Source organism: Kocuria coralli (assembly GCF_008831305.1).
Lineage (GTDB): Bacteria > Actinomycetota > Actinomycetes > Actinomycetales > Micrococcaceae > Kocuria > Kocuria coralli.
In genome coordinates, this window is record NZ_ML708614.1 from 151,888 (window position 1) to 178,173 (window position 26,286).

At 70.1% G+C, this 26,286-nt stretch carries 25 protein-coding genes and 1 tRNA gene; 11 read left to right on the plus strand and 15 right to left on the minus strand.

Features of this window, described 5'->3' with window-relative positions:
* Positions 1-112: 112 nt before the first annotated feature.
* Positions 113-712 carry a TetR/AcrR family transcriptional regulator gene (locus FCK90_RS05920; protein WP_158033375.1) on the minus strand — a complete coding sequence of 200 codons (600 nt, stop codon included), beginning with the start codon at positions 710-712 and terminating at the stop codon, positions 113-115.
* A 38-nt stretch (positions 713-750) separates the two neighbouring features.
* On the opposite strand from FCK90_RS05920, the gene FCK90_RS05925 reads away from it, so the two are divergent.
* Complete coding sequence (locus FCK90_RS05925) at positions 751-1,836, plus strand: GNAT family N-acetyltransferase (RefSeq protein ID WP_158033376.1); 1,086 nt, start codon at positions 751-753, stop codon at positions 1,834-1,836.
* A gap of 90 nt (positions 1,837-1,926) precedes the next feature.
* Here the strand turns inward: FCK90_RS05925 and FCK90_RS05930 are convergent.
* Positions 1,927-1,999: transfer RNA gene (locus FCK90_RS05930), tRNA-Arg, on the minus strand.
* Between the two features lie 73 nt (positions 2,000-2,072).
* Between FCK90_RS05930 and FCK90_RS15940 the strand changes: the two genes are divergently transcribed.
* Positions 2,073-3,470 (plus strand): DUF4031 domain-containing protein, encoded by a 1,398-nt coding sequence (locus tag FCK90_RS15940; protein WP_181954212.1) that lies wholly within the window; start codon positions 2,073-2,075, stop codon positions 3,468-3,470.
* Positions 3,471-3,480: 10 nt separating this feature from the next.
* Here FCK90_RS15940 and FCK90_RS05940 read toward each other — a convergent pair whose 3' ends face one another.
* The 3 genes from FCK90_RS05940 to FCK90_RS05950 all read right to left on the minus strand — a co-directional run bounded on the left by FCK90_RS05940 (position 3,481) and on the right by FCK90_RS05950 (position 5,693).
* Entirely contained in the window at positions 3,481-3,747 is a 267-nt protein-coding gene (locus FCK90_RS05940; RefSeq protein ID WP_158033377.1) for a hypothetical protein, read from the minus strand.
* 71 nt (positions 3,748-3,818) lie between these two features.
* Positions 3,819-4,703, minus strand: coding sequence for a C40 family peptidase (locus FCK90_RS05945; RefSeq protein ID WP_158033378.1), 885 nt, complete (start codon positions 4,701-4,703; stop codon positions 3,819-3,821).
* A 252-nt stretch (positions 4,704-4,955) separates the two neighbouring features.
* Positions 4,956-5,693, minus strand: a complete 738-nt coding sequence (locus FCK90_RS05950; RefSeq protein WP_158033379.1) for a metal-dependent transcriptional regulator — start codon at positions 5,691-5,693, stop codon at positions 4,956-4,958.
* 261 nt (positions 5,694-5,954) lie between these two features.
* On the opposite strand from FCK90_RS05950, the gene serC reads away from it, so the two are divergent.
* Complete coding sequence (serC, locus tag FCK90_RS05955) at positions 5,955-7,094, plus strand: phosphoserine transaminase (RefSeq protein WP_158033380.1); 1,140 nt, start codon at positions 5,955-5,957, stop codon at positions 7,092-7,094.
* A 16-nt stretch (positions 7,095-7,110) separates the two neighbouring features.
* Here the strand turns inward: serC and FCK90_RS05960 are convergent, their stop codons facing one another.
* Genes FCK90_RS05960 through FCK90_RS05970 form a run of 3 tightly spaced genes read right to left on the minus strand, consistent with a single transcriptional unit; the run spans position 7,111 to position 9,376 of the window.
* The gene (locus tag FCK90_RS05960) at positions 7,111-8,361 is read right to left on the minus strand and encodes an MFS transporter (RefSeq protein WP_158033381.1); all 1,251 of its coding nucleotides are present in this window, start codon (positions 8,359-8,361) and stop codon (positions 7,111-7,113) included.
* Positions 8,362-8,982, minus strand: coding sequence for a DUF3027 domain-containing protein (locus tag FCK90_RS05965; protein WP_181954213.1), 621 nt, complete (start codon positions 8,980-8,982; stop codon positions 8,362-8,364). It abuts the gene before it with no gap.
* Positions 8,983-8,992: 10 nt separating this feature from the next.
* The gene (locus FCK90_RS05970; RefSeq protein ID WP_158033383.1) at positions 8,993-9,376 is read right to left on the minus strand and encodes a cold-shock protein; all 384 of its coding nucleotides are present in this window, start codon (positions 9,374-9,376) and stop codon (positions 8,993-8,995) included.
* Between the two features lie 182 nt (positions 9,377-9,558).
* Between FCK90_RS05970 and FCK90_RS05975 the strand changes: the two genes are divergently transcribed.
* The 6 genes from FCK90_RS05975 to FCK90_RS06000 all read left to right on the plus strand — a co-directional run bounded on the left by FCK90_RS05975 (position 9,559) and on the right by FCK90_RS06000 (position 16,891).
* Entirely contained in the window at positions 9,559-9,840 is a 282-nt protein-coding gene (locus FCK90_RS05975; protein WP_158033384.1) for a hypothetical protein, read from the plus strand.
* Positions 9,841-9,845: 5 nt separating this feature from the next.
* Complete coding sequence (locus tag FCK90_RS05980) at positions 9,846-11,891, plus strand: helicase-associated domain-containing protein (RefSeq protein ID WP_158033385.1); 2,046 nt, start codon at positions 9,846-9,848, stop codon at positions 11,889-11,891.
* Complete coding sequence (locus FCK90_RS05985; protein ID WP_158033386.1) at positions 11,884-13,635, plus strand: DNA repair helicase XPB; 1,752 nt, start codon at positions 11,884-11,886, stop codon at positions 13,633-13,635. The genes FCK90_RS05980 and FCK90_RS05985 overlap by 8 nt, the downstream gene beginning before the upstream one ends.
* Before the next feature lie 3 nt (positions 13,636-13,638).
* Positions 13,639-14,259 carry a thymidine kinase gene (locus FCK90_RS05990; RefSeq protein ID WP_158033387.1) on the plus strand — a complete coding sequence of 207 codons (621 nt, stop codon included), beginning with the start codon at positions 13,639-13,641 and terminating at the stop codon, positions 14,257-14,259.
* A 99-nt stretch (positions 14,260-14,358) separates the two neighbouring features.
* Positions 14,359-15,072, plus strand: coding sequence for a response regulator transcription factor (locus tag FCK90_RS05995; protein ID WP_158033388.1), 714 nt, complete (start codon positions 14,359-14,361; stop codon positions 15,070-15,072).
* Between the two features lie 28 nt (positions 15,073-15,100).
* Positions 15,101-16,891: a sensor histidine kinase gene (locus FCK90_RS06000; protein WP_246180029.1), complete on the plus strand. Its 1,791-nt coding sequence runs from the start codon at positions 15,101-15,103 to the stop codon at positions 16,889-16,891.
* 99 nt (positions 16,892-16,990) lie between these two features.
* Here the strand turns inward: FCK90_RS06000 and FCK90_RS06005 are convergent, their stop codons facing one another.
* From FCK90_RS06005 to FCK90_RS06030, 6 genes are all read right to left on the minus strand, one after another.
* Positions 16,991-17,884 carry a ribonuclease H family protein gene (locus FCK90_RS06005; RefSeq protein WP_158033389.1) on the minus strand — a complete coding sequence of 298 codons (894 nt, stop codon included), beginning with the start codon at positions 17,882-17,884 and terminating at the stop codon, positions 16,991-16,993.
* A 162-nt stretch (positions 17,885-18,046) separates the two neighbouring features.
* Positions 18,047-19,678: a chaperonin GroEL gene (gene groL / locus FCK90_RS06010; protein WP_158033390.1), complete on the minus strand. Its 1,632-nt coding sequence runs from the start codon at positions 19,676-19,678 to the stop codon at positions 18,047-18,049.
* 264 nt (positions 19,679-19,942) lie between these two features.
* On the minus strand, positions 19,943-20,611 hold the full coding sequence (locus FCK90_RS06015) for a GNAT family N-acetyltransferase (RefSeq protein ID WP_158033391.1): 669 nt from the start codon (positions 20,609-20,611) through the stop codon (positions 19,943-19,945).
* The gene (locus FCK90_RS06020; protein WP_181954214.1) at positions 20,605-21,396 is read right to left on the minus strand and encodes a LytR C-terminal domain-containing protein; all 792 of its coding nucleotides are present in this window, start codon (positions 21,394-21,396) and stop codon (positions 20,605-20,607) included. The genes FCK90_RS06015 and FCK90_RS06020 overlap by 7 nt, the downstream gene beginning before the upstream one ends.
* Positions 21,397-21,460: 64 nt before the next feature.
* On the minus strand, positions 21,461-21,760 hold the full coding sequence (locus tag FCK90_RS06025) for a DUF3263 domain-containing protein (RefSeq protein ID WP_158033393.1): 300 nt from the start codon (positions 21,758-21,760) through the stop codon (positions 21,461-21,463).
* Positions 21,761-21,765: 5 nt separating this feature from the next.
* Positions 21,766-22,509, minus strand: a complete 744-nt coding sequence (locus tag FCK90_RS06030) for an SDR family oxidoreductase (RefSeq protein WP_158033394.1) — start codon at positions 22,507-22,509, stop codon at positions 21,766-21,768.
* 132 nt (positions 22,510-22,641) lie between these two features.
* Here FCK90_RS06030 and FCK90_RS06035 point away from each other — a divergent pair, with 132 nt between their 5' ends.
* Both FCK90_RS06035 and FCK90_RS06040 read left to right on the plus strand, forming a co-directional pair.
* Entirely contained in the window at positions 22,642-23,319 is a 678-nt protein-coding gene (locus FCK90_RS06035; protein WP_158033395.1) for a uracil-DNA glycosylase, read from the plus strand.
* 17 nt (positions 23,320-23,336) lie between these two features.
* Positions 23,337-24,206: a siderophore-interacting protein gene (locus FCK90_RS06040; RefSeq protein WP_158033396.1), complete on the plus strand. Its 870-nt coding sequence runs from the start codon at positions 23,337-23,339 to the stop codon at positions 24,204-24,206.
* Between the two features lie 76 nt (positions 24,207-24,282).
* Here FCK90_RS06040 and FCK90_RS06045 read toward each other — a convergent pair whose 3' ends face one another.
* A complete protein-coding gene (locus FCK90_RS06045) occupies positions 24,283-26,223 on the minus strand; it encodes a threonine/serine exporter family protein (protein WP_158033397.1) in 1,941 nt (646 codons plus the stop codon).
* Positions 26,224-26,286 lie beyond the last annotated feature (63 nt).

Below are 26,286 nucleotides of genomic sequence, written 5' to 3' on the forward strand. Positions count from 1 at the left end.
TGCGCTAATCGCAAATGCCTGACTCAGCATCAGCGATGATCGCAAGCCCGTGCCCACGGGATCTCAGGCACCGCACGGCGGAGAGGTCTCCGGTACGCACGCGAACGCCCGGCTACCGACCCAGCAGTGCCCTCAGCCCCGCGCTGACGATGGCCTCGGGATCCACCCGGTACCCCGCATGCAGCGATGCGTACAGCGGGGCGATGCCGTCGTCGACGACCGCTTCCCGCTCGTGACCGGCCATAGGCGTCGTCGCAGCGCTTCCGATGACGAAGTTCGACAGGGCGTACGCGTCGCCGAGCGGATCGACGGCACCCTCCTCGGCGAGCAGGACGCACATGCGCTCCGAGAGCCGCAGATAGTTCGGCCCCCTGGGTGCCCTCATGGCGATGACCTGGCACGCCCAGGGGTGATCCACGAGATGCCGGTAGTAGGCGAGCATCAGCTCATAGAGGCTTGCCTCACGCCCGGCTCGCCGCATAGCGGCATCCAGCCCCAGGGCCTCGTCGAGCGCCAGGTCGAAGAGGTCGTCGACCGAAGTCACCCGGGAGTACAAGCTCGCCGGGGCGACACCCACGCGCAGCGCCACCGCTCGCACCGTGAGGGCCCGCAGGCCGCCCTCGTCCAGCAGCTCTACGGCCACCCCGGCGATCTGGTGGACGTCCACCGCCCGGGATCTGAGGGTCGGCTTGCGATGGTCCCAGTAGCTCATGCCGGTCACCCTATCCGAACTATGTTAGTTTTAGGTTCATGCTGGATTCCAGGCTCCTCCCGCTCCGTCGTCGTCGTGCGTCATTGCGCGCCATGCGACCCGAAGACGCGAACGGCTACGCATCAGGTGCAGCCGATCCCGCAGTCCGCGAATACGCGCACCTGCCGGAACCCGGATACACCGAGGCATCGGTGATCACGCTGATCCAGGGCGAGATACATGAGGGACTGGAACGCGGCGACCTCGCGGTCCTGACCATCGCCGACCCCGGGACCGACGCCTTCGCGGGCAGCCTGGTGCTGTTCGGCGCGTCGGCGGGCTCGGTCGAGGTGGGGTTCTGGGTACATCCCGACCACCGGGGCCGGGGAGTAGCCTCGGAGGCACTCGCTCTGGCGGTCGAATTCGCGCGACGCAGCGGATTCACCCGACTCACGGCCCGCTCCGTGCCCGGCAACCAGGCCTCCCAGCTCGTTCTCGATCGATCGGGCTTCGTCCAGGACATGCCTGCCAACGGCACCGCTCCCTCAGGGCGCACGGTCGCCCTGGTGCATCACCACCGCGAGATCGGTCCACTCCTGCCGCTCCCCCTGAAGACCGGGCGGCTGCGACTACGACTGCACGAACACGCCGATGCACGCGCGCTGCAGCGGATCTACAGCCGCCCCGATGTCACCCGGTACCTTCTCGATGACCCGTGGACCGAAGCCGACGCCGGACGGAACGTCGAGGAGCGCATGGCGAAGACCGGCCTCGACGACACGAGCGGGGCGCTGGCACTGGTCGTCGAGCACGAGGGCACGGTCGTCGGGGACGTCCAGCTCTGGCTGACCGATACGGAACGGGGCCTCGCCGAGATCGGCTGGGTGCTCGACCCCGCGCACGGCGGCCGGGGGCTGGCGACGGAGGCCGTGCGAGCCGTGCTCGAGCTGGCGTTCGATCGGTTCGGACTCCACCGGGTCGCCGCGCAGATGGATGCCCGCAATGCGGCCTCCGCCCGGCTCGCACGCCGCGCCGGGATGCAGCTCGAGGGGCACCTGCGCCAGGACTGGTGGAGCAAGGGCGAATGGACCGACACGCTCGTCTTCGGCGCCCTCTCCACCGATTCACCCGCCGTGGACGACTAGCCGCGAGGTTCGGCGTCGTTGACGTGCTGATGACCGTCGATCGGCGGCATGGACGGTCATCAGCACGTCACGGCCGTGGAATATGCAGAGTGCCCCCGAATGGATTCGAACCATCGACACCGGCTTTAGGAGAGCCGTGCTCTATCCCCTGAGCTACGGGGGCAACGCGGACCATCATACGGGGTTGCGGAGGCGCACTGGTCAAGGTCCGTCTCCTGCGCGATAGATTGACGGCCATGCCCGTCTACATCGATCCGCCCCGCTGGCCCGCGCACGGCACCGAGTTCTCGCACCTGGTCTCGGACACCTCGCTGGACGAGCTCCATGAGGCCGCGCAGCGCATCGGTGTGTCGCGCAGGGCCTTCGATCGGGACCACTACGACCTTCCGCGCGAGCGCTACGACGACGCCGTGGCCGCCGGTGCCATTCCCGTCGACGGCAAGGAACTGGTCAGGGTGCTCGTGGCCTCCGGCCTGCGCATCCCCGCGGTCAGGCGCAACGACAAGGTGCTCACCGCGCTCCGCCGTCGGTGGGACCGGGCGTTCGGCGAGACGGAGGCGCTGGCGAGGCTCCGGGAGGTCCTTCTGCAGGCCTGGGGCGAGGAGCACCGGCGGTACCACGACCGGACGCACCTGCTCGCGGTGCTCAGGTCCCTTGACGTCCTCACGGAGGGAGCGGCCCCGACGGAGGTCACGCTGGCCGCGTGGTTCCACGATGCCGTCCACCTCGGCCAGGCGGGGGACGAAGAGGCCTCAGCCCTGATGGCCGAGGCGATGCTCCCCGTCATGGGCTTCAGCCAGGAGGTCACCCGGGAGGTCGGGCGCCTGGTCCGGCTGACGACCGACCACCAGACGTCGGAGGACGACGACGCCGGCGGGCTGCTCAGCGACGCCGACCTGGCGGTACTCGGAGGGACGCCCGCCGAGTACGCGGCCTACGTGCGGCGGGTGCGTGAGGAGTACGCGGAGGTACCTGACACGTACTTCGCCCGCGCCAGGCTGTCGGTCCTCGGCTCGATGGACCCCTCCGGGCTCTACAGGACCGGGAAGGCTCGTGAACTCTGGGGCGCTCAGGCCCGGGAGAACCTGGCAACGGAGATCGACGAGCTGGCACTCGGCGCCTCGGTACATGCCGCGGTGCCGGACGGGTCCGCCCTGCTCTCCATCGTGGGGGTCTGCTTCGTCCGCGACGGCAAGCTCCTGACGGTGCGCAAGCGCGATACCGGGATGTTCATGCTGGTCGGGGGCAAGCGCGAAGAGGGCGAGTCCGCGGAGGCCGCTGCCGTTCGCGAGATCGCGGAGGAGGTCGGCCTGACCGTCGCACCCGACGACCTGGAGCTGCTGGGGCATTTCGTGGCACCGGCCGCCAATGAGGCGCAGACCTGGGTCGATTCCACCGTGTTCGTCGTCGCCCCCGAGTACGTGGATGCGGACGACGGCGCCCGGCCATCACCGCAGGCGGAGATCGAGGAACTGCGCTACCTGGATCTGTCCCCCGCCGCTGTCGAGACCGCGGAGGCCGCGCTCGCCCCGCTGGTCAGACGACAGGTCCTTCCCATGCTGCGCCGCAGGGACCGGCGCTTCTGGCCGGCTTTCACCGGGCTCGACGGCCCCTACCTCCTGGAGGGGCGCTGAGGCGTGCCGGCTACTTCAGCTTGCCGTCACGTTTCCTGCGCCGGTAGACCATCGCGGCTGCCACCAGGCCGAGCAGGATGCCGACGCCGCCGGTGACCGAGACCCACATGGCCGCGTGCCCCAGGGGAATCGACATCAGCAGTCCCACGATCACGCCGGGAACGGCCCCGGCCACCATGCCGATGGCCAGGTAGGTGTACTCCTGGTCGGCTCCCGTACGGGACGAGGCGCTGTAGTCGTGCGGGGGCTGAGGGGATCGTCGGTTGCTGGACGGCATGGTTCAAGCCTATCCGCGTGCCAGACCATGGACGACTCACCGGCCTGCTCCGGAGCTGCCCGAGCCGCGCCTCATCGGAAGGTGTAATAACCGTCCAGGTCCATGGCATGCACGGAGTGGACGATCGTGCCCTGCTCGGGGTTCAGCGCCGAGATCATCTGGTCCCCGCCGAGGTAGATGCCCACATGGGATCCGTCGTTCTGGGATACCAGGTCCCCGGGCCGCGGCGCGCTGGTGGGCGTTCCCGCGGCGAACTGCTCCCAGGTCACCCGGGGGATCTCGATGCCGTGCTGCGCGTACACCCACTGGACGTACCCGGAGCAGTCCCATGCCATGAACTCGGTGCCGCCCCAGATGTACGCCCCTCCCAGCCCCAGGTGGGCGGTGTCCAGGATGGCCCGGTCGGAGACAGCCGCGGCCGGGGCGGGTGCTTCACGGCCGGACTCTGCGGAGACCTCGGCCGGCTCCCCGCCGAACGGCGCCGAGACGACCGCAGCGAGATCCTCGATCCCCCGGTCGTGTGCCGGGGAGCCCGGATCCTCCGTACCACCGTTGGCGGCCCACAGGGCTGACGGCGTGGACTGGGCGGTCAGCTCCCCGCCCGGATACGCACCCGCGTCCGAGGCGGATATCTCTCCGGCAGGCGCATCCGATGCCGAGGACGTTCCATCAGCGTACACGAACGTGACCGTGCCATCGGCGTCCGTGGACCACGAGAACGTCCAGGCGTTGGCCTCGGCGGCCTCGCGGTCGAAACCGGCGTCGTCGGGGATCGTGCCGGTCACGGTGGCCCAGCCGGGGAACTCGACCGGCGCGGCGTGACTGCCCGTGGCGCTCAGAGCCGCCGCGCCGACGGCGCCGATCCCCGCGGCTCCGCCCAGGAGCCAGGAACGCCGGAGGAAGGATCCCGTTGCGGGCGAGACGTCAGGGGCGAGGAAGGGAGTCGTGGACGGCATGGCGGATCCTCACGGGCTGGGTCGAATGACAGGCCGCTGCACGGGAGTTGGCATCCCGAGGATGGACGGCGGCCTGACGCGTGGCCCGAACGCTACGCCGTGGTCCGGGCGCCCCTTCCGGAAGATCACGGACCACGATGCGCATTGATCACGAATCAGGGATCTAAAGCGGGCTATTCATACCTGAACATCACCTGATCGATGCGTCGGTCCGGCCTGTGGAGCCTCCAACGTCACGAGACCGGGTGCGGGTCAGTCCGTCGAAACGCACAGGGCCTGGGCCACCTTCGGGGCGACCCGGACCTCTTCGGCCTCCGAGGAGGCTTCGACACGGCGGATGACCACCCAGCCGTCCTCGTCGAGCTCAGCGGTGAAGGCAGCGCCCGTGAGCACTCCTGCACCGGCCAGGGCGGGCACGGAGGAACCGTCGGCCTGGACCCCTTCGGGGACGCCGATCAGCTTGAACGGTCCGGTGGACCCGTCCTTGACCAGGGTCAGCAGCCGCGGGAGGTCAGCCAGGGTCCCCTTGGGGGCTGCCAGGAGGGCCGCGTTGGCGGCCTCCTCATCCGGTGCGCTCAGCCCGGCGAGACCCGGGATGGGCATTCCGTACGGGGAGATCTCAGGAGCGTGGAGGAGCACCATCAGCCGCTTCTCCACCTCTTCGCTCATGACGTGCTCCCAGCGGCAGGCCTCGTCGTGGACGTCGGCCAGCTCCATGCCGATCACGTCGGCCAGCAGCCGCTCGGCCAGCCGGTGCTTGCGCATGACCCTGACCGCGGCCTCCCGGCCTTCGTCGGTCAAGGCGATCTGACGATCGGGCAGGACCTTCAGCAGGCCGTCGCGCTCCATGCGCGACACCGTCTGGGAGACCGTCGGCCCCGAGTGCTCCAGGCGCTCCACGATGCGGGCGCGCATGGGCGGGATCCCCTCCTCCTCGAGGTCGAGCACGGTGCGCAGGTACATCTCAGTGGTGTCGATCAAATCAGTCACGAACATCTCCTGCACTCTTCGGGAGGGTTGACGCATGTGGGGCAGAGGTCGCGCGGGCATGCGCGGGAACATACCGGCGTGCGTTTCATCGTTGAATCGCTGAGGTCATCCTAGTCGGTCACACCCCCGGGACCGGGGCATCCTCCGGCTCTCGGGCATGGCTGTCAAGGTATGTGGGGCACAATGGCCACCGTCGCTGTGCATCCACGACTGCGCAGGACGTGAACCGAATCAAAGATCTGCGTGCTTTGGAGGCCTTCCGTGTCGCGACCCGTCTCGATCCCCGATCACCTGCTGCCCGCCGACGGCCGGTTCGGCTCGGGGCCCTCCAAGGTGCGCGAGGATCAGGTGGGCGCGCTCGCCCGCGCCGGCCGCGGCCTCCTGGGCACGTCGCATCGGCAGGCCCCCGTCAAGGACGCGGTGGGGCGGATCCGAGAGGGGCTGGGTGATTTCCTGCAGCTCCCGGAGGGTTACGAGATCCTGCTCGGCATGGGCGGCGCCACGGCGTTCTGGGACAGCGCGGCCTTCGGCCTGGTGCGGGAGAAGGCCCAGCACGCGGCCTTCGGCGAGTTCGGCGCCAAGTTCGCCTCGGTCACGGACGGCGCCCCGTTCCTGGCGCCCTCCACGATCCGTACCGCCGAGCCGGGGACTCGGACGCAGGTCCTGGCCGAGGAGGGCGTGGACGTGTACGCCTGGCCTCAGAACGAGACCTCGACGGGTGTGATGGCTCCCGTGCGCCGCCCCGACGGCGTCGAACGCGCCGTGCCGGGATCCCGCGGTCCGCTGGTCGTCGTGGATGCGACGTCGGCCGCCGGAGGGGCCGCCGTCGACCTCCAGGAGACGGACGTCTACTACTTCTCCCCCCAGAAGAACTTCGCCTCCGACGGCGGCCTGTGGTTCGGGGCCTTCTCCCCCGCCGCGATCGAGCGGATCGAGGAGATCTCCGCCTCGGGACGCTGGATCCCGGACTTCCTGTCCTTGCACTCGGCCCTGGAGAACTCCCGCAAGAACCAGACCTACAACACGCCGGGCCTGGCGGGGCTGGTCATGCTCGACGACCAGGTCCGCTGGCTCAACGAGCAGGGCGGTATGGCGTGGGCAGCGGCCCGCACCAAGGATTCCTCGGACCGCGTCTACACGTGGGCGGAGGCCAGCGACCTGGCCACTCCTTTCGTCACCCGTCCCGAGGACCGGTCGACCGTGGTGACCACCGTCGATTTCCACGACGACGTCGACGCGGCGGCCATCAGCGCGGCCCTCCGGGCGCACGGTGTCGTGGACGTGGAGCCCTACCGCAAACTGGGGCGCAACCAGCTGCGTATCGCGACGTTCACGGCCGTGGAGCCGGATGACGTCTCCGCCTTGCTGGCCTGCATCGACGTGGTGGCGGAGCAGCTCTGACCCGCGGCTTCCGTCCTCACACCTTCCGGCCCGTGGACGGCCTGTCGCCGGGGTGCCGCGAGTACCACCACAGCAGCGCCGCCCCGATCGCCAGCCCCGCGACTCCCGCCGCGACGGCCGGGGCCATGCCCCAGCGGGGCCCGAAGGCGGCCGTGATCCAGCCGACCAGCGGCGCCCCGATCGGGGTCCCGCCCATGAAGATCGCGGTGTAGAGGCTCATCACCCGTCCGCGCATGGCGGGATCGGTGGTGGTCTGGACGTAGGCGTTCGCCGTCGTGGTCACGGTGAGCACGGCCAGGCCCGTGGGCACCAGCCACAGGGCGAACATCACCACGTTGGGGGCGGTTGCGGCCAGCACGGTCGAGAGCGCGAAACCCGCCGCACCCAGGAACATCGTGCGCAGGCGCGCCCGGGGCCGCTGGGCTGAGAGGAGGGCGCCGGCCAGGGTTCCGAGCGCGAGCGCGGAGTTCAGGATGCCGAAGGCCTCCGAGCCCTGCCCGTACTCGGTACCGGCCATGGCCGCCAGGTAGACCGCGAAGTTCAGGCCGAAGGTGCCGATGATGAAGATGGTCAGCAGCACGCCCAGCAGATCCGGTCGTCCCGCCACATAACGGAACCCCTCCAGGATCTGCCCGCGCCCCCGCGGCGCCCGAGGGGAAGGACGCAGCCGAGCACGATCCAGCGACCAGAGGGCGGCGAGCATGGCCGCGAAGCTGGGGCTGTTGAGCAGGAACACCCATCCCGACCCGACCGCCGCCACCAGCAACCCGGCGACGGCGGGCCCCACCAGCCGGGCCAGGTTGAAGGAGGTCGAGTTCAGCGCCACCGCGTTGGAGAGGTCCTCATCCTCGACCAGCTGACTCACGAAGGTCTGGCGGGCGGGGGCATCGAAGGTCGTCGCCATACCCAGGGCCAGGGCGAAGACCATGACCAGGCCCAGGGTGACCAGGCCGGTCACGATCAGCAGGCCGAGGATCAGGGCCAGGGCGGCCATGACCGCCTGGGTCACCACGAGCAGCTGGCGCCGGTCGGAGCGGTCGACGATCACTCCCGCATACGGGGCCAGCACCATCTGCGGTGCGAACTGCAGGGCCATGACCACGCCCATCGCGCGGGTGTCCTGGTCGGTCAGCTCGGCGAACACCAGCCACGACTGGGCCGTCCGCTGCATCCACGTGCCCACGTTGGACACGACCGCGCCCGTGTACCACCGGCGGTAGTTCGGGTATCGGAACGACCGGAAAGCTCCCGACGACGTTGCGGCCACCTAGGCGGTCTGGTCGTCAGCGCCCGCGGTGCCGTCAACGCCGCCGTCCCCTGCAGGGTCCGCCGGAGCCCCGTCCGCGGCACCGGCCTCCGCTTCGGCCTCGCTGTCTGTCCCCGCGTCTGTTTCCGCGCCGTCTGTTTCCGCGCCGTCCGTCTCAGCGCCGTCCTCGGCGTCCGCATGTCTCTCGTCGTCGCTGAGCCGGTCGGACCAGGGCACCCAGTGCGGGGCGAGGAGGGCGCCCTCGGCCGGCAGCAGGCCCGACTCGCACACGGTCGGTACGGACTGCCGCGGGGCACGGGCAATGGTCACGTACCACTCCCAGTCCAGGTAGCCGCGTCGGTTCGAGGTGAAGTAGTGGGTGACCAGGCGCTCGTCGTCGGCCACGACGCGATGGCCCTCCCCGATCTCCTCGGGGTCGGCCAGCTCCTTCAGCGCGGACAGCGCGAACTCCCGGGCCTCGGCGAGCTTCCGGTCGAGCACCGGCTTGCGACGGCGTGCAGGTGCCGGAGGAGTGACCCCGTCGGCCTTGGAGGACGCGGCGGTCCCGGCCGGGACGGACGCGCCCTCGGGCCGGACGTCGGTCACATCCTTCGTGCTCTCTGGCTCTGTGCTCTCTGACATGGGAAACGCCTCACACGTCCAGGTTGTCCGCCACGGTGCGCAGGATCGTGGCGATCTTCTTGCCATGCGCACGGTCCGGGTACTTGCCGCGCTGCAGCCCACCCGAGATGTCGTCGAGCAGCCTGATGAGATCCTCGTTGATCACGGCCATCCGCTGAGCCGGCATGCGGGTGTTCTTGGCCACCGACGGAGTGCGTTCGATCACCGTGGCGGACAGCGCCGACGGGCCGCGGCGACCGTCGGCGATTCCGAATTCCATGCGGGTGCCGGGGGCCACGGAATCCAGCCCGGCGGGCAGCGCGCTGGCATGGAGGAAGACCTCACCGCCGTCGTCGCTTGCGAGGAAGCCGAATCCCTTGTCGGCGTCGAACCACTTGACCTTGCCAGTGGGCACTTTTCCTGACCTCAGTTCGTATCGTGCGATCCGCCAGTGTCCTGGCGTCACAGGCCGTCGGCCCCCGGTCGAGCCGGCCTGCGCGATTCATGAATGACTCTATGCGAAACAGCTGAGCTTACCGTGTTGTTCCGTATTCCGCTGCGGGCATGTGCCCCGGACGGGCCTGTATTCTGTAGGCCATGTCTGCCAGCAACCCAGCCCCCGCGGCACAGGCCGACGACGCCTCGCACACCTCCCCTCAGCGACCCGGTTCCGGGTTGAACCCGTGGGGCTGGCTCGCCCTGTTCCTCTTCATCACCTCCGGCATCGCCATCGTGACCATGCTGATCCTCAAGTGGACGACGGGCGGCGGAGAGGTGTGGCCGTGGTTCACGCGCTACTCGTACTTCGCGTTCCCGGCTGCTTTCCTGTGCCTGATCCTCTCGCTGCTGCACACCCTGCTCCAGAGGCGCCGGGCCTGAGCGCCTTGCCTTCGGCCTTCCTCGCAGATCTCGGGGCCCGCACCCCGCAGCAGCTCGAACGGCTCCTGACGGCTCGGCCCGACCTGGCGGCGGCCACCCCCACCTCGATCGGCGAGCTGGCGGAGCTGGCGACCGCCCGCGTCTCCCTTCAGCACGCGATCCAGTCCTTGAATCGCGTCCAGCTGGATTCCCTCGAACGGGCAGTGCTCCTGGGTCCCCAGAGCCTCCGCGACGACGACGCCCTCCGGGCTCTCGCACTGATCCATCCCGCCGGCCCAGGTGAGTCCGGCGCCCACCCCTGGGTGCTTTCACCCGGCGTGGCCGAGGCCCTCGGGCGCTACCCTGCCGGAATGGGACGCCCCGCAGCCGTCCTCCGCGCGTTGAAGTCCGCCGTGGTCCCAGCCGACTCCCGGACCTCGGAGGGTTCCGGTCCCGCGATCGACCTGGACGCCATCCCTCCCCGGCCCGCCGAGGTCCTGGCCGATTTCCGCAGGCATCCCCTGGGCTCGATCCGGGACGCGCGGCGGAAGCCCGTGCCGGATCAGCCCGAGGCACGCCCCATCGACTGGCTCCTGGCGCGCGAGGTCTTGATAGCGGTGGACTCCCGGCATGTGGAGCTGCCCCGTGAGCTCGGGCTGGCTCTGCATCACGGCGACCCGTGGGCCGGAACCGAGTCGCATCCTCCGGCACCCGCCGGCCGGCCCGTCAGCCCCCGGGTCCGCGACAATGCGGCGATGGCAGCGGTCCCCGAACTGATCCGCGACCTCTCCGGACTGCGGAGCGAACTGGGGCAGCGGCCCCTCGAGGTGCTGCGGGCCGGTGGCGTCGGGGTGCGCGAGCGCCGCCGGCTGGCCGCCGCTCTCGACCTCGGCCAGGACCGTGCGGACCGGCTCCTGGGCTACGCGCAGCTCGGCGGCCTGGTCGAACAGGACGACCGGTCCGGAGCCTGGCGGCCCACGACGGCGCCCTGGGAGGCGCTGGAGGTTCCCACGGCCCACGGCATCCTGCTGACCGCCTGGCTGACCGCGGACTCGATCCCCGCCTCGGTGGGAGGGCACCGTGCCGACGGTTCGGTGATCACGCCGTTGACCGACCGGACCTCGGTCCCCGACGCCGCCCCGCTGCGCCGCGCGGTGCTGACCGCCCTGCTGCACTCGGGGGACGTCGCTCCGGATCCCGCCTGGTGGGACCGCACCCTGGCGTGGCTCCGGCCGCGGCTGGCGGGCGCCCTGGCCCGGTACGGCGCCGCGCTGGTCCAGGAATGCGCGGATCTCGGCCTGACCGGTGCGGGGGCCGCCACCGACCTCGTGCGGCTCCTGCTCGACGACGGTCCCGCCGCGGTCACCGCGGCCTTGCGGGACAGGCTCCCCGCGGCGGTCGAGACGGTCGTCGTGCAGAGCGACTACACGGCCGTCGCCCACGGGACGCTGTCCCCGCAGGCCGCCGCAGACCTCCGGCTGGTGGCCGAGCCCGAGGGCCGGGGTGCAGCGGCGACGTACCGCTTCGGCGTCGCCTCGCTGCACCGTGCCCTGGACGCCGGCCACGACGCGGCATCGCTGCGGTCGCTGCTGGAGGCACGGACCGACGGCGAGCTGCCCGGCGCCCTCGAGCATCTCCTCGATGAAGCCCTCCGCACGCACGGCAACCTGCGGGTACTGGACGCCGAGCAGGTCGTGACGGGGCGGGCGGACCTCGTGGAGGCGATCGCCGGCTCGGCGGCGCTGCGCGGTTTCGAGGTGCTCAGGGCCGCTCCCGAGGTCCTGATCGTGAGGCACCGCGACGCGAAGCCCGCACCGGGCGCGCGCAAGGACCCCCTCCGATCCGCCGTTCTGCGGGCCGCTCAGCAGACGGGCGTGGCACCCTCCACGGACGTCACGACCCATGAGATGCACGAACCGATCGGGGAACTCGGCGGCGGCCCGCAGGAGCTCATCGGCCTGTTCCCCCTCCCCCGCTCGTCGCGCCCGGAGGTGGACGCCGAGCACATCCGCACCGTGGCATCCCGTCTCGCGGAGACCGCCCGTACCGACCTGGAGGCATCGCATGGCTGATGGACCCATCGTGGTGCAATCGGACCGCACCGTCCTGCTCGAGGTGGAGCATGAGCGGGCGGAAGCCGCCCGCCGCGAGCTCGCCGTCTTCGCCGACCTCGAACGAGCACCGGAACACGTCCACACCTACCGGCTGACACCGCTGGGCCTGTGGAACGCCCGGGCCGCCGGCGTCGATGCGGAGTCCGTGATCGACACCCTGCTCGAGTACTCGCGTTACCCCGTGCCGCATTCCCTGCTCATGGACATCGACGAGACCATGGCCCGGTGGGGACGCCTGGCCCTCGAAAAGGATCCGGTCCACGGCCTGGTACTGCGCTGCGACGACTTCCCGGTCTACGAGGAGATCGCCCGGGCGAAGAAGATCGCCCCGCTGCTGGGACCGCGCATCGATCCCCGCACCACCGTGGTCCACGGCAGCAGCCGCGGAGAGCTGAAGCAGAACCTGCTCAAGCTCGGCTGGCCCGCCGACGACCGGGCCGGGTACGTGGACGGCACGCCCTATCCCATCGCGCTGTCGGAGACCGACCGGCGGACCGGTCGTCCCTGGACCCTGCGGCCGTATCAGGCCGCCGCAGCAGAGGCCTTCTGGTCCACCGGAGCCGGCACCGTGGTCCTGCCGTGCGGTGCCGGGAAGACCGTCGTGGGAGCGTCGGTGCTCGCCTCCTCCTCGACCACGGCCCTCATCCTCTGCACGTCGGCGGTCGCCGCCCGGCAGTGGCGCGACGAGCTCATGGCCCGCACCAGCCTCTCCGAGAACGAGGTCGGCGAGTACACGTCACGGACCAAGGAGATCCGGCCCGTGACCATCGCCACCTACCAGATGCTGGCCACCCGTCGCGGCGAGCTCTGGCCCCACCTCGAACTGCTCGACGGCCAGGACTGGGGCCTGATCGTCTACGACGAGGTCCATCTGCTCCCCGCCCCCGTGTTCCGCCGCACCGCGGACATCCAGGCCCGCCGTCGCCTCGGGCTGACGGCCACCCTGGTCCGTGAGGACGGGAAGGAGGGCGAGGTCTTCTCGCTCATCGGGCCCAAGCGCTACGAGGCCTCGTGGAAGGAGATGGAAGGGCAGGGCTGGATCGCTCCGGCCGAGTGCCTGGAGGTCAGGGTGGACCTCCCCGAATCCGACCGTCTCGCCTATGCCACGGCAGAGGACGCGGACCGGTACCGGCTGGCGGCGTCCTCCCCGCTCAAGAACCAGGTCGTCAGGCGGCTCCTGCACCAGCACCCCGGCGAACAGGCCCTGGTCATCGGCCAGTTCGTCGATCAGCTCGAGGAGCTCGGCGAGCTCCTCGACGCCCCCGTGCTGACCGGCAAGACGCCCGCCAGGAAGCGGCAGGCCCTCTACGACCGGTTCCGCGCCGGTGAGATACCCGTGCTGGTGGTCTCGAAGGTGGCCAACTTCTCCGTGGACCTGCCCTCCGCCACCGTGGCCGTGCAGGTCTCGGGCACCTTCGGCTCCCGGCAGGAGGAGGCCCAGCGCCTGGGCCGGCTCCTGCGACCGTCCCCCGGCGGCCGGCAGGCCACCTTCTACACCGTGGTGGCCCGGGACACCGTGGACATCACGTTCGCCGCCAAGCGGCAGCGCTTCCTCGCGGAGCAGGGCTATGCGTACCGGATCATCGATGCCGGGAATGTGCCGCCCTCTGCCCCGGACCGGCGGAGCGCCCCGGAAAGGGAATCCGGGCCGGCAACCGCAGGATCCGCTGAGAATACCCCTGAAGAATCCGAGGAGAACTGACCGGTGGCGAAACTGTATTTCCGCCATGGAGCCATGAACTCCGGAAAGTCCACGGCCCTTCTGCAGGCGGCCTTCAACTACGAAGAACGCGGGCAGAGAGTGCTGCTGGCCAAGGCGCGGACCGATACCAAGGGCGACGCCGATGTGGTCTCACGACTGGGGATTTCACGCACGGTGGAACTGCTGGTCTCCCCCGAGGACGACGTGCGGCAGCGCTTCCACCGGCTGGCCTCGGGCACGGAGCCCGAGGCCCTCGTGGGGAACCTGGACCTGCCGCCCGTCGCCTGCCTGCTCGTGGACGAGGCGCAGTTCCTGACCCCCGCCCAGGTGGAGGATCTCCTGCGCATCGCGGTGCTGGACGGGGTCCCGGTACTGGCCTACGGCATCCGCACCGACTTCCGCACCCGGTCCTTCCCCGGATCGGCGCGACTGCTGGAGCTCGCCCATTCCCTGGAGGAGCTCAAGACCATCTGCCGGTGCGGACGAAAGGCGATGTTCAATGCCCGCAAGGTGGACGGCCATTTCGTCTTCGCCGGCGACCAGGTCGCCATTGACGGTGACGTGAACTACGAATCCCTCTGCGCCGCTTGCTATCTTCGCTACTCGGACGGCACATTGGGATGACCATGGAGCGAACACCCTAAGCGGGCATCGAGTCGCCGCACAGTATCGGCAACGAATCATCACAGTTGGCTCACAGAAAACGTGGAGAGAATCGATTTCGTGAATACCAAGACCCCTGAAGCCAAGCTCCTGGTCGTCGACGACGAGCCCAACATCCTCGAGCTACTGGCCACCTCCCTGCGTTTCGCCGGGTTCGAGGTGGTCACCGCCGCCAACGGCCGCGACGCCATCGCCAAGGCCGAGCAGGAAAGCCCGGACCTGGCCGTGCTCGACGTCATGCTCCCGGATCTTGACGGCTTCGCCGTCACCCGCAAGCTGCGCGCCGAGGGCCGGTCGTTCCCCATCGTCTTCCTGACCGCCAAGGACGACACCGATGACAAGGTCCAGGGCCTGACCGTGGGCGGCGACGACTACGTCACCAAGCCGTTCAGCCTGGACGAGGTCGTCGCCCGCATCCGAGCCGTGCTGCGCCGCACCCAGCCGGCCGAGCACGACGATTCGCGGCTGCGCGTGGACGACCTGGTCCTCGACGACGACGCCCATGAGGTCTTCCGCGGCGAACGCGAGATCGACCTCTCCCCCACCGAGTTCAAGCTGCTGCGCTACCTGATGCTCAACCCGAACCGGGTGCTGTCCAAGGCGCAGATCCTGGATCACGTGTGGGAGTACGACTTCAACGGCGACGCCTCGATCGTGGAGTCCTACATCTCCTACCTGCGCCGGAAGATCGACAACGACCCCGACCTCCCGCCCTTGATCCACACCAAGCGCGGCGTGGGCTACCTGTTGCGCACGGCCAGCAAGCACTCCTGAGCCGCGGCACAGGCACCGTCAAGCCCTCGTGGAGACCCTGGCAGCCCGCTGGAGAGCGTCATCCCTGCGCACGCAGCTGATGGCGCTCACAGGCATGCTCCTGGCGGTCAGCATCCTGGTCACGAGCTTCGTGGCGATCTCGGTGCTGCGCGACTCGATGATCAACTCGATCGATGGAAGCCTGAAAGGGTCGCTTCCCTCGATCTCCGCGGCCTTGATGGCCGAGATGACCGGCAGCCCCACGGAGTCGGTGCCCCATCGGGGTTACCTGCTCTCCGAGGACGGCCAGGTGATCCTCAGGATGGATGCCAGTAACAATTCCGCCGACAGCGCTTCGTCGGACGTGGACGCCGAACCCGACCTGTCACGTTTCAACCGGGAGATGGTGGCCCAATCCGGCCAGGTGGGCATGACGGTCCCCTCCGCCGACGGCGCCGACGGATCCTGGCGAGTGACAGCGGGGGTCCAGTTAAAGACCCCGTACAGCGTGGTCGTCGCCGAGCCGCTGGGCGAGACCAACCGGCTGGTCTCCGCGATCGCCCTCCTGACCCTGAGCTTCGGCGCCGCGACGCTGATCGCGGCGCTCGTGGTGGGCTGGGTCCTGATCACCCGTGCGTTCCAGCCGTTGAAGAAGGTCGAGCAGACCGCCGCGAAGATCGCCGAGGGCGACCTGTCCCGGCGTATGGCCGGGTACAACTCGGAGACCGAGGTCGGGCAGCTCTCGATGTCCCTGAACCGGATGCTGGGCCATATCGAGGACGCCTTCGACGCCCGAACCCGCTCCGAGGCCAAACTCCGGCAGTTCGTCGCCGACGCCTCCCACGAGCTGCGCACCCCCCTGGTCTCGATTCGCGGCTACTCGGAGCTCTACCGCCATGGTGCGCTGCACGACGAGGAGCAGGTCGCCCAGGCCATGGGACGCATCGAGTCCGAGTCCACGCGCATGACGCAGCTGGTCGAGGACCTGCTCTCACTCGCCCGCCTGGACAGCAAGCGGGAGCTGAAGACCTCCGATGTCGACCTCCTGGTCCTCGCCCACGACACCGCCGCGGACTTCGCCGCCTCCAGCCCCGACCGCAAGATCACCGTGACCGACCTCGACGACGGCCCCGCTTCTCCGGTCCGGACCCGCGGGGACGAGGCCAAGCTCCGGCAGGTCCTGGCCAACCTGATGACCAACGCAGTGCGCTACACGCCGCAGGGCAGCGACCTGGAGATCCTCATCGGCTCGGTCTCCGTGGCGGGCGCGCCGCACGACCAGCGGGTCGCAGTCGCCTCCGGGGACTCGCTCCCGGAGCGCATGGCCCAGATCAAGGTCCGTGACCACGGAGCGGGGATCAAGGGAGACGACCGGGCGAAGATCTTCGAACGCTTCTACCGCGCGGACAGTTCGCGGACCCGGGAGACGGGCGGGACCGGCCTGGGGCTGTCCATCGTCTCGGCGGTGGTCGACCAGCACGGCGGCACCGTGGCCCTCGAGGACACCCCCGGCGGCGGCGCGACCTTCGTGGTGTCCCTGCCCAGCGTCTCCACTCCCGACTCGCCCCAGCGGACCACGGGGGAGATCCCCGTGCCCGCGCCTGGCAGCGTCCCGGAGAACCCCGCAGCCTCCACGGAGCCCGCACCCCCGGAGGACGTGGTGGATGCGACCGATGGCGCTCTTGAGGGGCGGCCCGGTACCCGCGCAGCCGAGCCCTGGGGCTCCGACACCTCCTCGACGGAGACGGCACCCGCGGACGACGGCCTTCCCCCGATCCCGGAGATCGACGACGACGATCCGGACATCATCGACGAGACCGACCAGGACCCCCGTTCCTGACGGCACCGGCGATCCGTCCGCCCGGCCGCTGCGGGCGCCCGAGGTGAACCGGCACCGGGGAAAAGCAGCAGGAGGCGCCTGGACGGGCGTCCCGCCGGCTCAGGCCTCGGCCGTCACCTGGTGATGGCGCAGCAGCCAGTCCCCGAGTTCGTTGCGGGAGTCCTCGCGGGCCCACAGCGCTGCGTGGACGGTCACGGCGCTGCCCTCCCGGCCTCCGACCACGTGGGTCGAGACCAGCACGGCGTTGCGGCCGAGCGGCAGGACATCGACCACGTGGATATCCGCGTCGGCATCGCCCTGGTCGAGCCGGTCCGGTTCCACGGGGCGGCCGTCGGCTCCGATCAGGACGGCACCGGGATGGACCTGGGCCGCGGGCAGGCCGTGGCGCAGTCGATGGGTCTCCATCCCCAGCACCTCCTGCTCCGGGGTGGAGCCCCGGGCCAGTGACTCCTCCTGTGCGCCCAACGCCACGAGCAGGTCCGGGTCCTGGTCCCGGGCTTCCTCAGCGGGGTCGTAGGGGTCGGGATCGTGGGTGCCGAGGCCCGGGCCGGCGTCGACCGGGGCGCCCGCCTGGAAGGCCCGCGCTGCGGCATTGGCGCGGGCGTCGGCTGCCTCGTTCATCTCGTGCCCGGCATGGCCCTTGACCCACTCGAAGCTGACGTCCCGTCCTTTCATGGCGGTGTCCAGGGCCTTCATGAGCTCGACGTTGCCCACGGGCTTGCCGTCGGCCTTCTTCCAGCCCTTCTTCTTCCATCCCGGCATCCATTTGGTGATGGAGTTGATCACGTACTGGCTGTCGCACAGCACCTTGAGGGGCTCCCTGACATCCGCGGTGGCCTCCAGCAGGTCCAGGACGGCCTTGAGCTCGCCCATGTTGTTGGTGCCGTGGGCCCAGCCCCCCGCGTGCCAGCGGTCGTCGTCGATGTACCAGGCCCACCCCGCGGGTCCGGGATTGCCCAGGGCCGAGCCGTCAGCTGCTGCGATGATCGTCATGGCATCACTTTCCCACGAACCTCGGACACGCCTCGCAGATGTCGGATGGTGGAGGCACCACGCACCACGAGGGGCCGTCCGCCCTCTCGGACGAACGGCCCCTCGCGCATGCTCGGACCGGGCGGTGCCGGTCGAGCGGCGATGATCAGCCGAGCGGCTGGATCACATCATGCCGCCCATGCCACCCATGGGATCCTCGCCGCCGCCACCGGCGGCCGCGGGCTCGGGCTTGTCGGCCACGACGGCCTCGGTGGTCAGGAACAGACCGGCGATCGAGCCGGCGTTCTGCAGCGCCGAACGGGTCACCTTGACCGGGTCGTTGATGCCCGCGGCCATGAGGTCCTCGTACTCACCGGTCGCGGCGTTGAGGCCGAAGCCCTTCTCGAGGCCGCGGACCTTGTCCACGACGACGCCCGGCTCGAGGCCCGCGTTCAGCGCGATCTGCTTGAGCGGCGCGTCGACGGCGACCTTGACGATGTTGGCGCCGGTGGCCTCGTCGCCGGAGAGCTCCAGCTTCTCGAAGGCGGTCTTGCCGGCCTGGATCAGGGCCACGCCACCACCGGCGACGATGCCCTCCTCCACGGCGGCCTTGGCGTTGCGCACGGCATCCTCGATGCGGTGCTTGCGCTCCTTGAGCTCGACCTCGGTCGCGGCACCGGCCCGGAGGACGGCCACGCCGCCGGCCAGCTTGGCCAGGCGCTCCTGCAGCTTCTCGCGGTCGTAGTCCGAGTCGGAGTTCTCGATCTCGGCGCGGATCTGGGCCACGCGACCCTCGATCTCCTCGGCCGAGCCGCCGCCGTCGACGATCGTGGTCTCGTCCTTGGTCACGACGACCTTGCGGGCGGTGCCCAGCTCGTCCAGGGTGGCGGTCTCCAGGGAGAGGCCGACCTCCTCGGTGATGACCTGGCCACCGGTCAGGATGGCGATGTCGGCCAGCTGGGCCTTACGGCGGTCGCCGAAGCCGGGAGCCTTGACGGCCACGGACTTCACGGCGCCGCGGATCTTGTTGAGCACCAGCATGGCCAGCGCCTCGCCCTCGACGTCCTCGGCGATGATCAGCAGCGGCTTGCCGGCCTGCATGACCTTCTCCAGCACGGGGACCAGGTCCTTGACGGCGGAGACCTTCGAGTTGACGATCAGGACGTAGGGGTCCTCGAGCACGACTTCCTGACGGTCCGCGTCGGTGACGAAGTAGCCGGACAGGTAGCCCTTGTCGAAGCGCATGCCCTCGGTCAGCTCGAGGTCCAGCCCGAAGGTGTTGGACTCCTCGACGGTGATGACGCCTTCCTTGCCGACCTTCTCCATGGCCTCGGCGATCAGGCGGCCGATCTCCGGATCGGCGGCGGAGATCGAAGCGGTGGCGGCGATCTCGTCCTCGGTCTCGACCTCCTTGGCGGAGGCGAGCAGCTCCTCGGTCACCGCGGCGACGGCCTTCTCGATGCCGCGCTTGAGCGACAGCGGGTCGGCGCCGGCGGCCACGTTGCGCAGGCCCTCGCGGACCAGTGCCTGGGCCAGGACGGTCGCGGTGGTCGTACCGTCACCGGCGACGTCGTCAGTCTTCTTGGCGACCTCCTTGACGAGCTCGGCGCCGATCTTCTCGTACGGGTCCTCGAGCTCGATCTCCTTGGCGATGGAGACGCCGTCGTTGGTGATGGTGGGAGCGCCCCACGACTTCTCCAGCACGACGTTGCGGCCGCGCGGGCCGAGGGTGACCTTGACGGCGTCGGCCAGGGTGTTCAGGCCGCGCTCGAGGCCGCGACGGGCCTCTTCATCGAATGCGATCAACTTTGCCATGTGTTTCGTCCCTCCTGGACGGTCAACAGACTGGGCGCTGCACCCGATGCCCGCGACGGACGAGGCACGCGCACGGGATGGCCCGCGCAGCCTTGCCTCTCACCGGATGCAGCTGAGTTCACTCACCGTGCCGGGGGCCCGCTCCGCGGCCGCAGCATGGCCACTTAGCAGTCCACTCGACTGAGTGCTAACAGACATTATTGGCACTCTGCCCAGGTGAGTGCAAACTATCCGCGCCGTTGCCCCGGGGTGTTCACCGCGGGCTCAGCGCTGCCGCTCCCACTCCTCGCGCAGGATGCCGTAGATCATGCGGTCGTAGAGCTCGCCGCGGACCATCCGCGCCCGCCGGATCCGCGCCTCCTCCGTGAAACCGAGCTTCTCGGCCACCCGGCACATCCCCGCGTTGCCGCTCCAGGTCTCCAGGTCGAGACGGTGGGAGTCGGAGTGGTCGAAGAGGTAGCCCACCCACAGTTTCAGGGCCTCGGTGCCGTAGCCCCCGGACCAGTACCGCGGCGGGTAGATCGAGACCCCCAGCGAGCGCAGCGCCATGACGCGGCTGCCCTGCCCGTCGTCCTCCGAGGGCGGTTCCCAGTGATACCAGGAGACCTGGCCGATGAAGCTGTCGTCGGCCGCGTCGGCGATGACGGCGGTCTGGCGCGGCACGGGCCAGTCGCCGGATTGCACGTCGGCCCGCAGCTTGCCGAGCCAGTTCTGCGCCCCCTCCGCGGTGAAGTTCGGGTAGAAGGGCCCGTCCGTGCGCTGCCACTCGTGCTCCCCGCCGTGTTCGGGCGGCATGATCCACGACTCGTACAGCGGCAGGTCGCCGGGAGTCCAGTCCCGCAGCCTGACCCGGCTGCCCTCGATGGGCCAGCCGTGCCCGGCGTCGGTGCGCCGCACCTCGGCTGCATCGCCCTTCCCTGATGCGCTCACCATGCCGCCCCACCCGCTCCCGGCACGACCTCTTCGGGGGCCGGCGGGAGGTAATCCTCCGCCGGGGGTACGTAGTCCTGGACGGGCGGCTCGACCGGCGCCACCTCTGCGGGAGCCTGCTCGGCGGCCGCCGCCGGCGCGGGCGCCTCCTCCACGGTCACCGGCTCCGCCGTGGGGCCGCCTGCGATGTCCGTGCCCACGACGACGACGATCGGGTACGACACGGCGTCCTCGGCCACCACCTGCTCGATCCCGAGCTCCTCGGCCAGCGCCTCGGCCTGCTCCCGCTCGTCCTCGTAGTACACGACGCTCTCGTTGACGCCGACGCCCCAGTTGTCGATCGAGGCGACCGTCCAGCCCGCCTCGCCGAGCTGCCCGGCCGCCGTTCCCGCTGCGCCGTCGACCAGAGCCGCGTTGTAGACGCCGACCTGAACGGTCGCATCGGGCTCCACGGCCGCCTCGGTCTCCTCGGTGGCCTGCGGCGACGCGGAGGTCTGGCTGGCCGACGGGGTCGCGGTGGCCCCGGCCGGGCCGGCTTCGGCCGTGGCGTCGCCGCTCACGTAGGCCACCGCACCGATCGCCAGCGCGACCGCTCCCGCCAGCAGCACGGGCAGGATCTGCCTGGTGGCATGCGGCGCGGAGGCACCCGCGGCGCGGTGGGCACCCGCGCGCGTGCCGTCTTCGGGAACGTCGTCGAACCAGTCCCCGGCGGTCCAGGGCGGGGTGCCCCCGGACTCTGCGTCCGGGGTCTCGTCGGCGACGTCGTCGGGCTCATGGGACGGACTCATGAGCACCATCCTCCCACCGACTGCGGGTACAGCCGTAGTCCCGTGCCGTGACGGTGCCGCCTCGTTACCCGGAGACGACGTCCCGCTGCTCCCGGAGCCGGCGCATGAGGGCCGGGGCGGCCTCGCAGGCCGCCGGGGTGTCGATCAGGACGTTGAGCCGCTGGTAGTAGGCAGTGACGGGGATATCGAGTTCGCTGCGGATCGTGCGCTCCTTGGCACCCTGGTACTTGAAACGCCGGGACTCCATGTCGAGGATCGCCCGTTCCATGTCGTCCAGGCCGGGTGATGCCTCGGCGCCCGGGCGGTCCTCCGCCCCCTCCACGAGCTCCCCCTCCGCCTCGGGTTCGCCCCGCTGCTCGGTCATCTCGCTCAGCCCTTCTGCTCGGCCCGCGGGCGGACGGACACGGTGGTGAGCTGGACGTCGTCGGTGGCGTCCACGACCGTACGGACGGCGCTCGCGACCGAGGAGGGCTGGATGTACTCCTCCGCCGCGTACTCCTTGCCCGCCGACTCGCGGATGCCCCGCAGCATCGCGGTGTCCGTGGGTCCTGGATGGACGGACGAGACCCGGATGCCGTCGGGTTCGACCTCTTGGCGCAGGGCGTCGCCGAAAGCACGCAACGCGAATTTGGAGGCGGCGTAGATCGCATTGCCGCCGCTGGCCGTGAAACCGGCCCCGGAGTTGATCAGCACCACCGTTCCCCGCACTGCCCGCAGGGCGGGCAATGCGGCCCGGGTGATCTCCGCGGGCACCATGACGTTGAGCTCCAGCTGCGCCCGCCAGGCCTGCGGGGTGGCCTCCGCGATGGGGAACCGATCGGCGATCGCCGCGGCGTGCACCAGGACGTCCAGGTCCTCCAGCCCTTCGACGAGGCGGGGCAGGGCGTCGAAATCCAGGAGGTCGGCCTCCACCGGCCGGACGTTCGAGCTGATCTCGGCCAGCTCCCGCAGCTTCCCCGTGTTCCGGCCCACCGCGATCACCCGGTGGTCCCGGGCCAGGTCCTCCACCACGGCACGTCCTATACCGCCCGTCGCGCCGGTCACCAGCGCGATCGGCAGTCCGGCGGAGGTCGTCTCGGTCGTCCAGGTGGTCTCGACGGCGTCGTAGCTCATGCTGCCACTCTAGGACGACGGCGCCGGGGTCCGGCAACATCGCCCGGGTCGCGGGCAGCAGCCGCCCCGTACCGCCTGCCACCGCCTGCCACCGGCCGGGGGCACCCGCACGGTCGCCGTAGAGTGGGCACCATGACCAAGGGTGAGCTAGCAGACATCATGGCCCCTGACTGGGCGGAGGCCCTGCAGCCGGTGGAGGGCGTGATCCGCGAACTCGGCGATTTCCTGCGCGCCGAGCACGCCGCCGGGTACCGGACCTTCCCTCCGGGGCCGGAGATCTTCCGCGCGTTCCAGGAGCCGATGGCGGAGGTCAAGGTCCTGGTGGTGGGACAGGACCCCTATCCCACGCCGGGGCATGCGATGGGCCTGTCCTTCTCCGTGCGTCCCGACGTCCGCCCGCTCCCGCGTTCGCTGCAGAACATCTACCAGGAGCTTCAGGACGACCTGGGGATCCCGCCGGCCTCCCACGGCGACCTCAGCGCCTGGACCCGGCAGGGCGTCATGCTGCTCAACAGGTGCCTGACGGTCCGCCAGGGCGCGCCCGCGTCGCATCACGGCAAGGGCTGGGAGACCGTGACGGAATGCGCCATCAAGGCGCTGGCCACCCGCGGTCGGCCGTTGGTCGGCCTCCTGTGGGGCCGGCCCGCCCGTTCCACCGCTCCGTGGCTGGGCGGGGCTCCCCGGGTCGAATCCGCGCACCCCTCTCCCCTGTCCGCCTCCAAGGGCTTCTTCGGGTCGAGGCCCTTCTCGCGGGTCAACGAGCTGCTGGAGGAGCAGGGTGTCGAACCGGTGGACTGGCGCGTAGGCTGAATTACGTGACACCTACAATGCCTAATTCCCCAGTCAGTCCGACCAACGACACCGCAGCCGGCAAGCCGGCGGCGGCCAGGCCCCGGAAGGCCCAGATCAACCTGACGGTCCGGCAACGGCTCGAGCTGTCGCCGACCATGGTGCGCGTGGTGGCGGGCATCGGTGAGCCGGAGTCCTTCGAGGACATCGCCGCCCCGGAGAAGTACGTCAAGCTCGTGTTCTTCGACCCCGCCCTCGGCCTCGGCGAGCATCCCGACTACTGGGAGCTCAAGGAGAGCCTGCCTCCCGAGCAGCAGCCCGTCACCCGGCACATGACCCTGCGCAAGGTGGATCTCGATCGCGCGGAGGTGTGGATCGACGTCGCCACCCACGGGGACACCGGCTACGCGGGCCCCTGGGCGGCGAACGCCCAGCCGGGCGACACGATCGTCGCCGTGGGCCCCGGCGGGCGCTGGATCCCCCGCGACGACGCCGCGTGGAGCCTGTTCGTGGGCGACGACACCGCCATCCCGGCGATCGCCGCGAACCTGGAGACGCTGCCCGCCCACGCCGTCGGCGAGGTGATCCTCGAGGTCGAGGGCCCTGAGCACGAGCAGGAGGTTCCCGTGCCTCCCGGAATGACGCTCCGCTGGTGCCACCGCAGCACCCAGGACCCTGGCACCCGGGCGCTCGTCGAGGCCGTCAAGACGGCCGGGTGGCCGGGGTCGCCGGAAGGTCTCCAGGTCTTCGCCCACGGCGAGCGCGAGACGATCAAGATGCTGCGCCCCGTGCTGTTCGACCAGCACGAACTGAGCCGGGACCAGGTCTCGATCTCCGGGTACTGGGCGCAGGGCCGTACGGAAGAGGTCTTCCAGGCCGAGAAGCGCACCCCTATCGGGCAGATCTGAATCGGGCAGTCCCGGCCCTCCGGCACCAGGCCGGGGGCTCGGGCACTGGTCCGGCCCGTGCGCCCGGCCTGTCGGCTCAGCGCCGCCGGTTGCGGCCAAGGCCCACCCGGTACTCCTGCTTCATGAGCGGGCGGGTGAGGTACTGCCCCAGGACCAGGCCGGCGGCCATGGTCAGGATGGTGGTCATCGCGGTCACCAGCGAGACCACCCCGTCTCCGGTCGTCTGACCCTCGATCGTCACCGCGTACATGCCGCGGAAGATCGACAGGCCGGGCAGGAGGAAGGTCATGGCGGGAACGGCGATCACCAGGGACGGGATGCGCATGCGGCCCGCGTACAGGGCCGCCAGACAGCCTGCGGTCACAGCGCCGAACACCGCCTGGAGACGGACGTCGAGCCCCAGGTACCCGGCTGCGTGGTACAGCACCAGGCCGCCGAAGGCCGAGACGCTCGCCGGGAACAGGAACTTGAGCGAGGCCTGCAGGGTGATGGCGATCAAGGCCGCTGCCAGGGTCATGCAGATCGTGTTGACCAGGAAACCCGGCGGATCGAACTGGACCTGGGCCGGGTCCAGCGCGGTGATCCCGACCGCCCGCGCCATCACGATGCCCGCGTAGATGCCCGCTACGATGCCCGCGAAGGCCATCCCCGTCGAGACCAGGCGTCCGGCGGCGGTGACGGGGAACCCGCTGATGGCGTCGTGCATCGTGGACATGAAGCGCGTGGTCGGCATGAGCATGATCAGGCCCGCCGCGATCACGCGCGGAGGGGATATCTCGAAGTCGACCCAGTAGAACGCCATCGCCAGGATCGTGATCACGAAGCTGGAGACGACCATGACGAAGAACTCCGGGTAGCGGCGCTTGCCCATCCACATCCCGATCCTGGCCACCAGGAACCCGGACAGGGCGGAGATGCCCGCTCCGACCGCCCCTCCCCCGATGCCCAGGGTGATCGTGAACGCCGCAGTCATCATGCACACGGTGACCACCCAGTTGGGGAAGGTCTTGGGCCGCGCGTTGATCGCCCGGAGCCGGGAGCTGGCCTCCCCCCGCGACATGTCCCCTTCGATGATCTCCGTGACCAGCTGGTGGGTGTCCGCGAGCCCGGCGTAGTTGTCGGTCCAGGACCGCACGACCCGCATCACGGTGTGGCTGGTCATGTTGTTGTCGCTGAAGATGTCCTCCCGCGTACGGGACGCGGTATCCGTGGTCTCCGGGACGTAGTTGATCATCACCGCCTGGTTGGTGATGTCCACCTCGATGTTCTCGACCCCGTAGGTGGCGCACACCGCGACGATCGCGTTCTCCACCTCAAGGGCGTCGGCGCCGTAGTGGAACATGGTCTCGGCCAGGCGGAGGGTGAAGTTCAGCGTCCGCCGGGCCTCCTTCTCCCCGGCGTCGGCGTGGCGCCGCAGGTGCGCGAAGGGGCTGGCCGCGAGCCGGTCCACCAGCGCCATGGGCGCGGTCATCCCGGTGTCGCGTTTCATCAGCGAGCGCAGCACCCGCTTGGACCGCGGCTGGGAGGTGGTGTTCGTCGACGCCGATGCGGGGTAGGCGGCCGGCAGGATCGTCGTGGACGAGCTCTGATCGCGCGGAGCCGACTTCATGGCCGACGTGTCGGGTCTGACCACCGAACTCGTGGTGGTGGCGGCCCGGCGCCGTCCGACCGCCGTCGCCGGCCTCGTCTGGGACGGGGACTTCCGGCGCAGGCGGTCGCGTTCGATCTCCTCCGGGGTCAGGACCCTCATGGGATTGGCAGCCGCCGCGAGCACCTCGGTGCGGGTGCCGTCGTGGCGGGCACGGGCTCGTTCCGCCTGTGCCTCCGTGGGCACGGGCCGGGTGAGCAGCCCCCCGGTCAGACGGTCATCCAGCTGCAGATCGGCGTCCGGCCCGAAGGGCTGCAGGGAGGCGGGCTCGGGATCGGTCCACCCTGAGACCGGGTAGCGCCGGTCGCCGTCCAAGGACCGCGCGACCGCTTGCAACCCGCCGGACGCCTCCGTGGGCCCCCGGCTCATACCCGCACCTCTACTACCAACACGTCTGTTCCTTCCGCAGGTCCGAGTTCACCATCGAAGCTC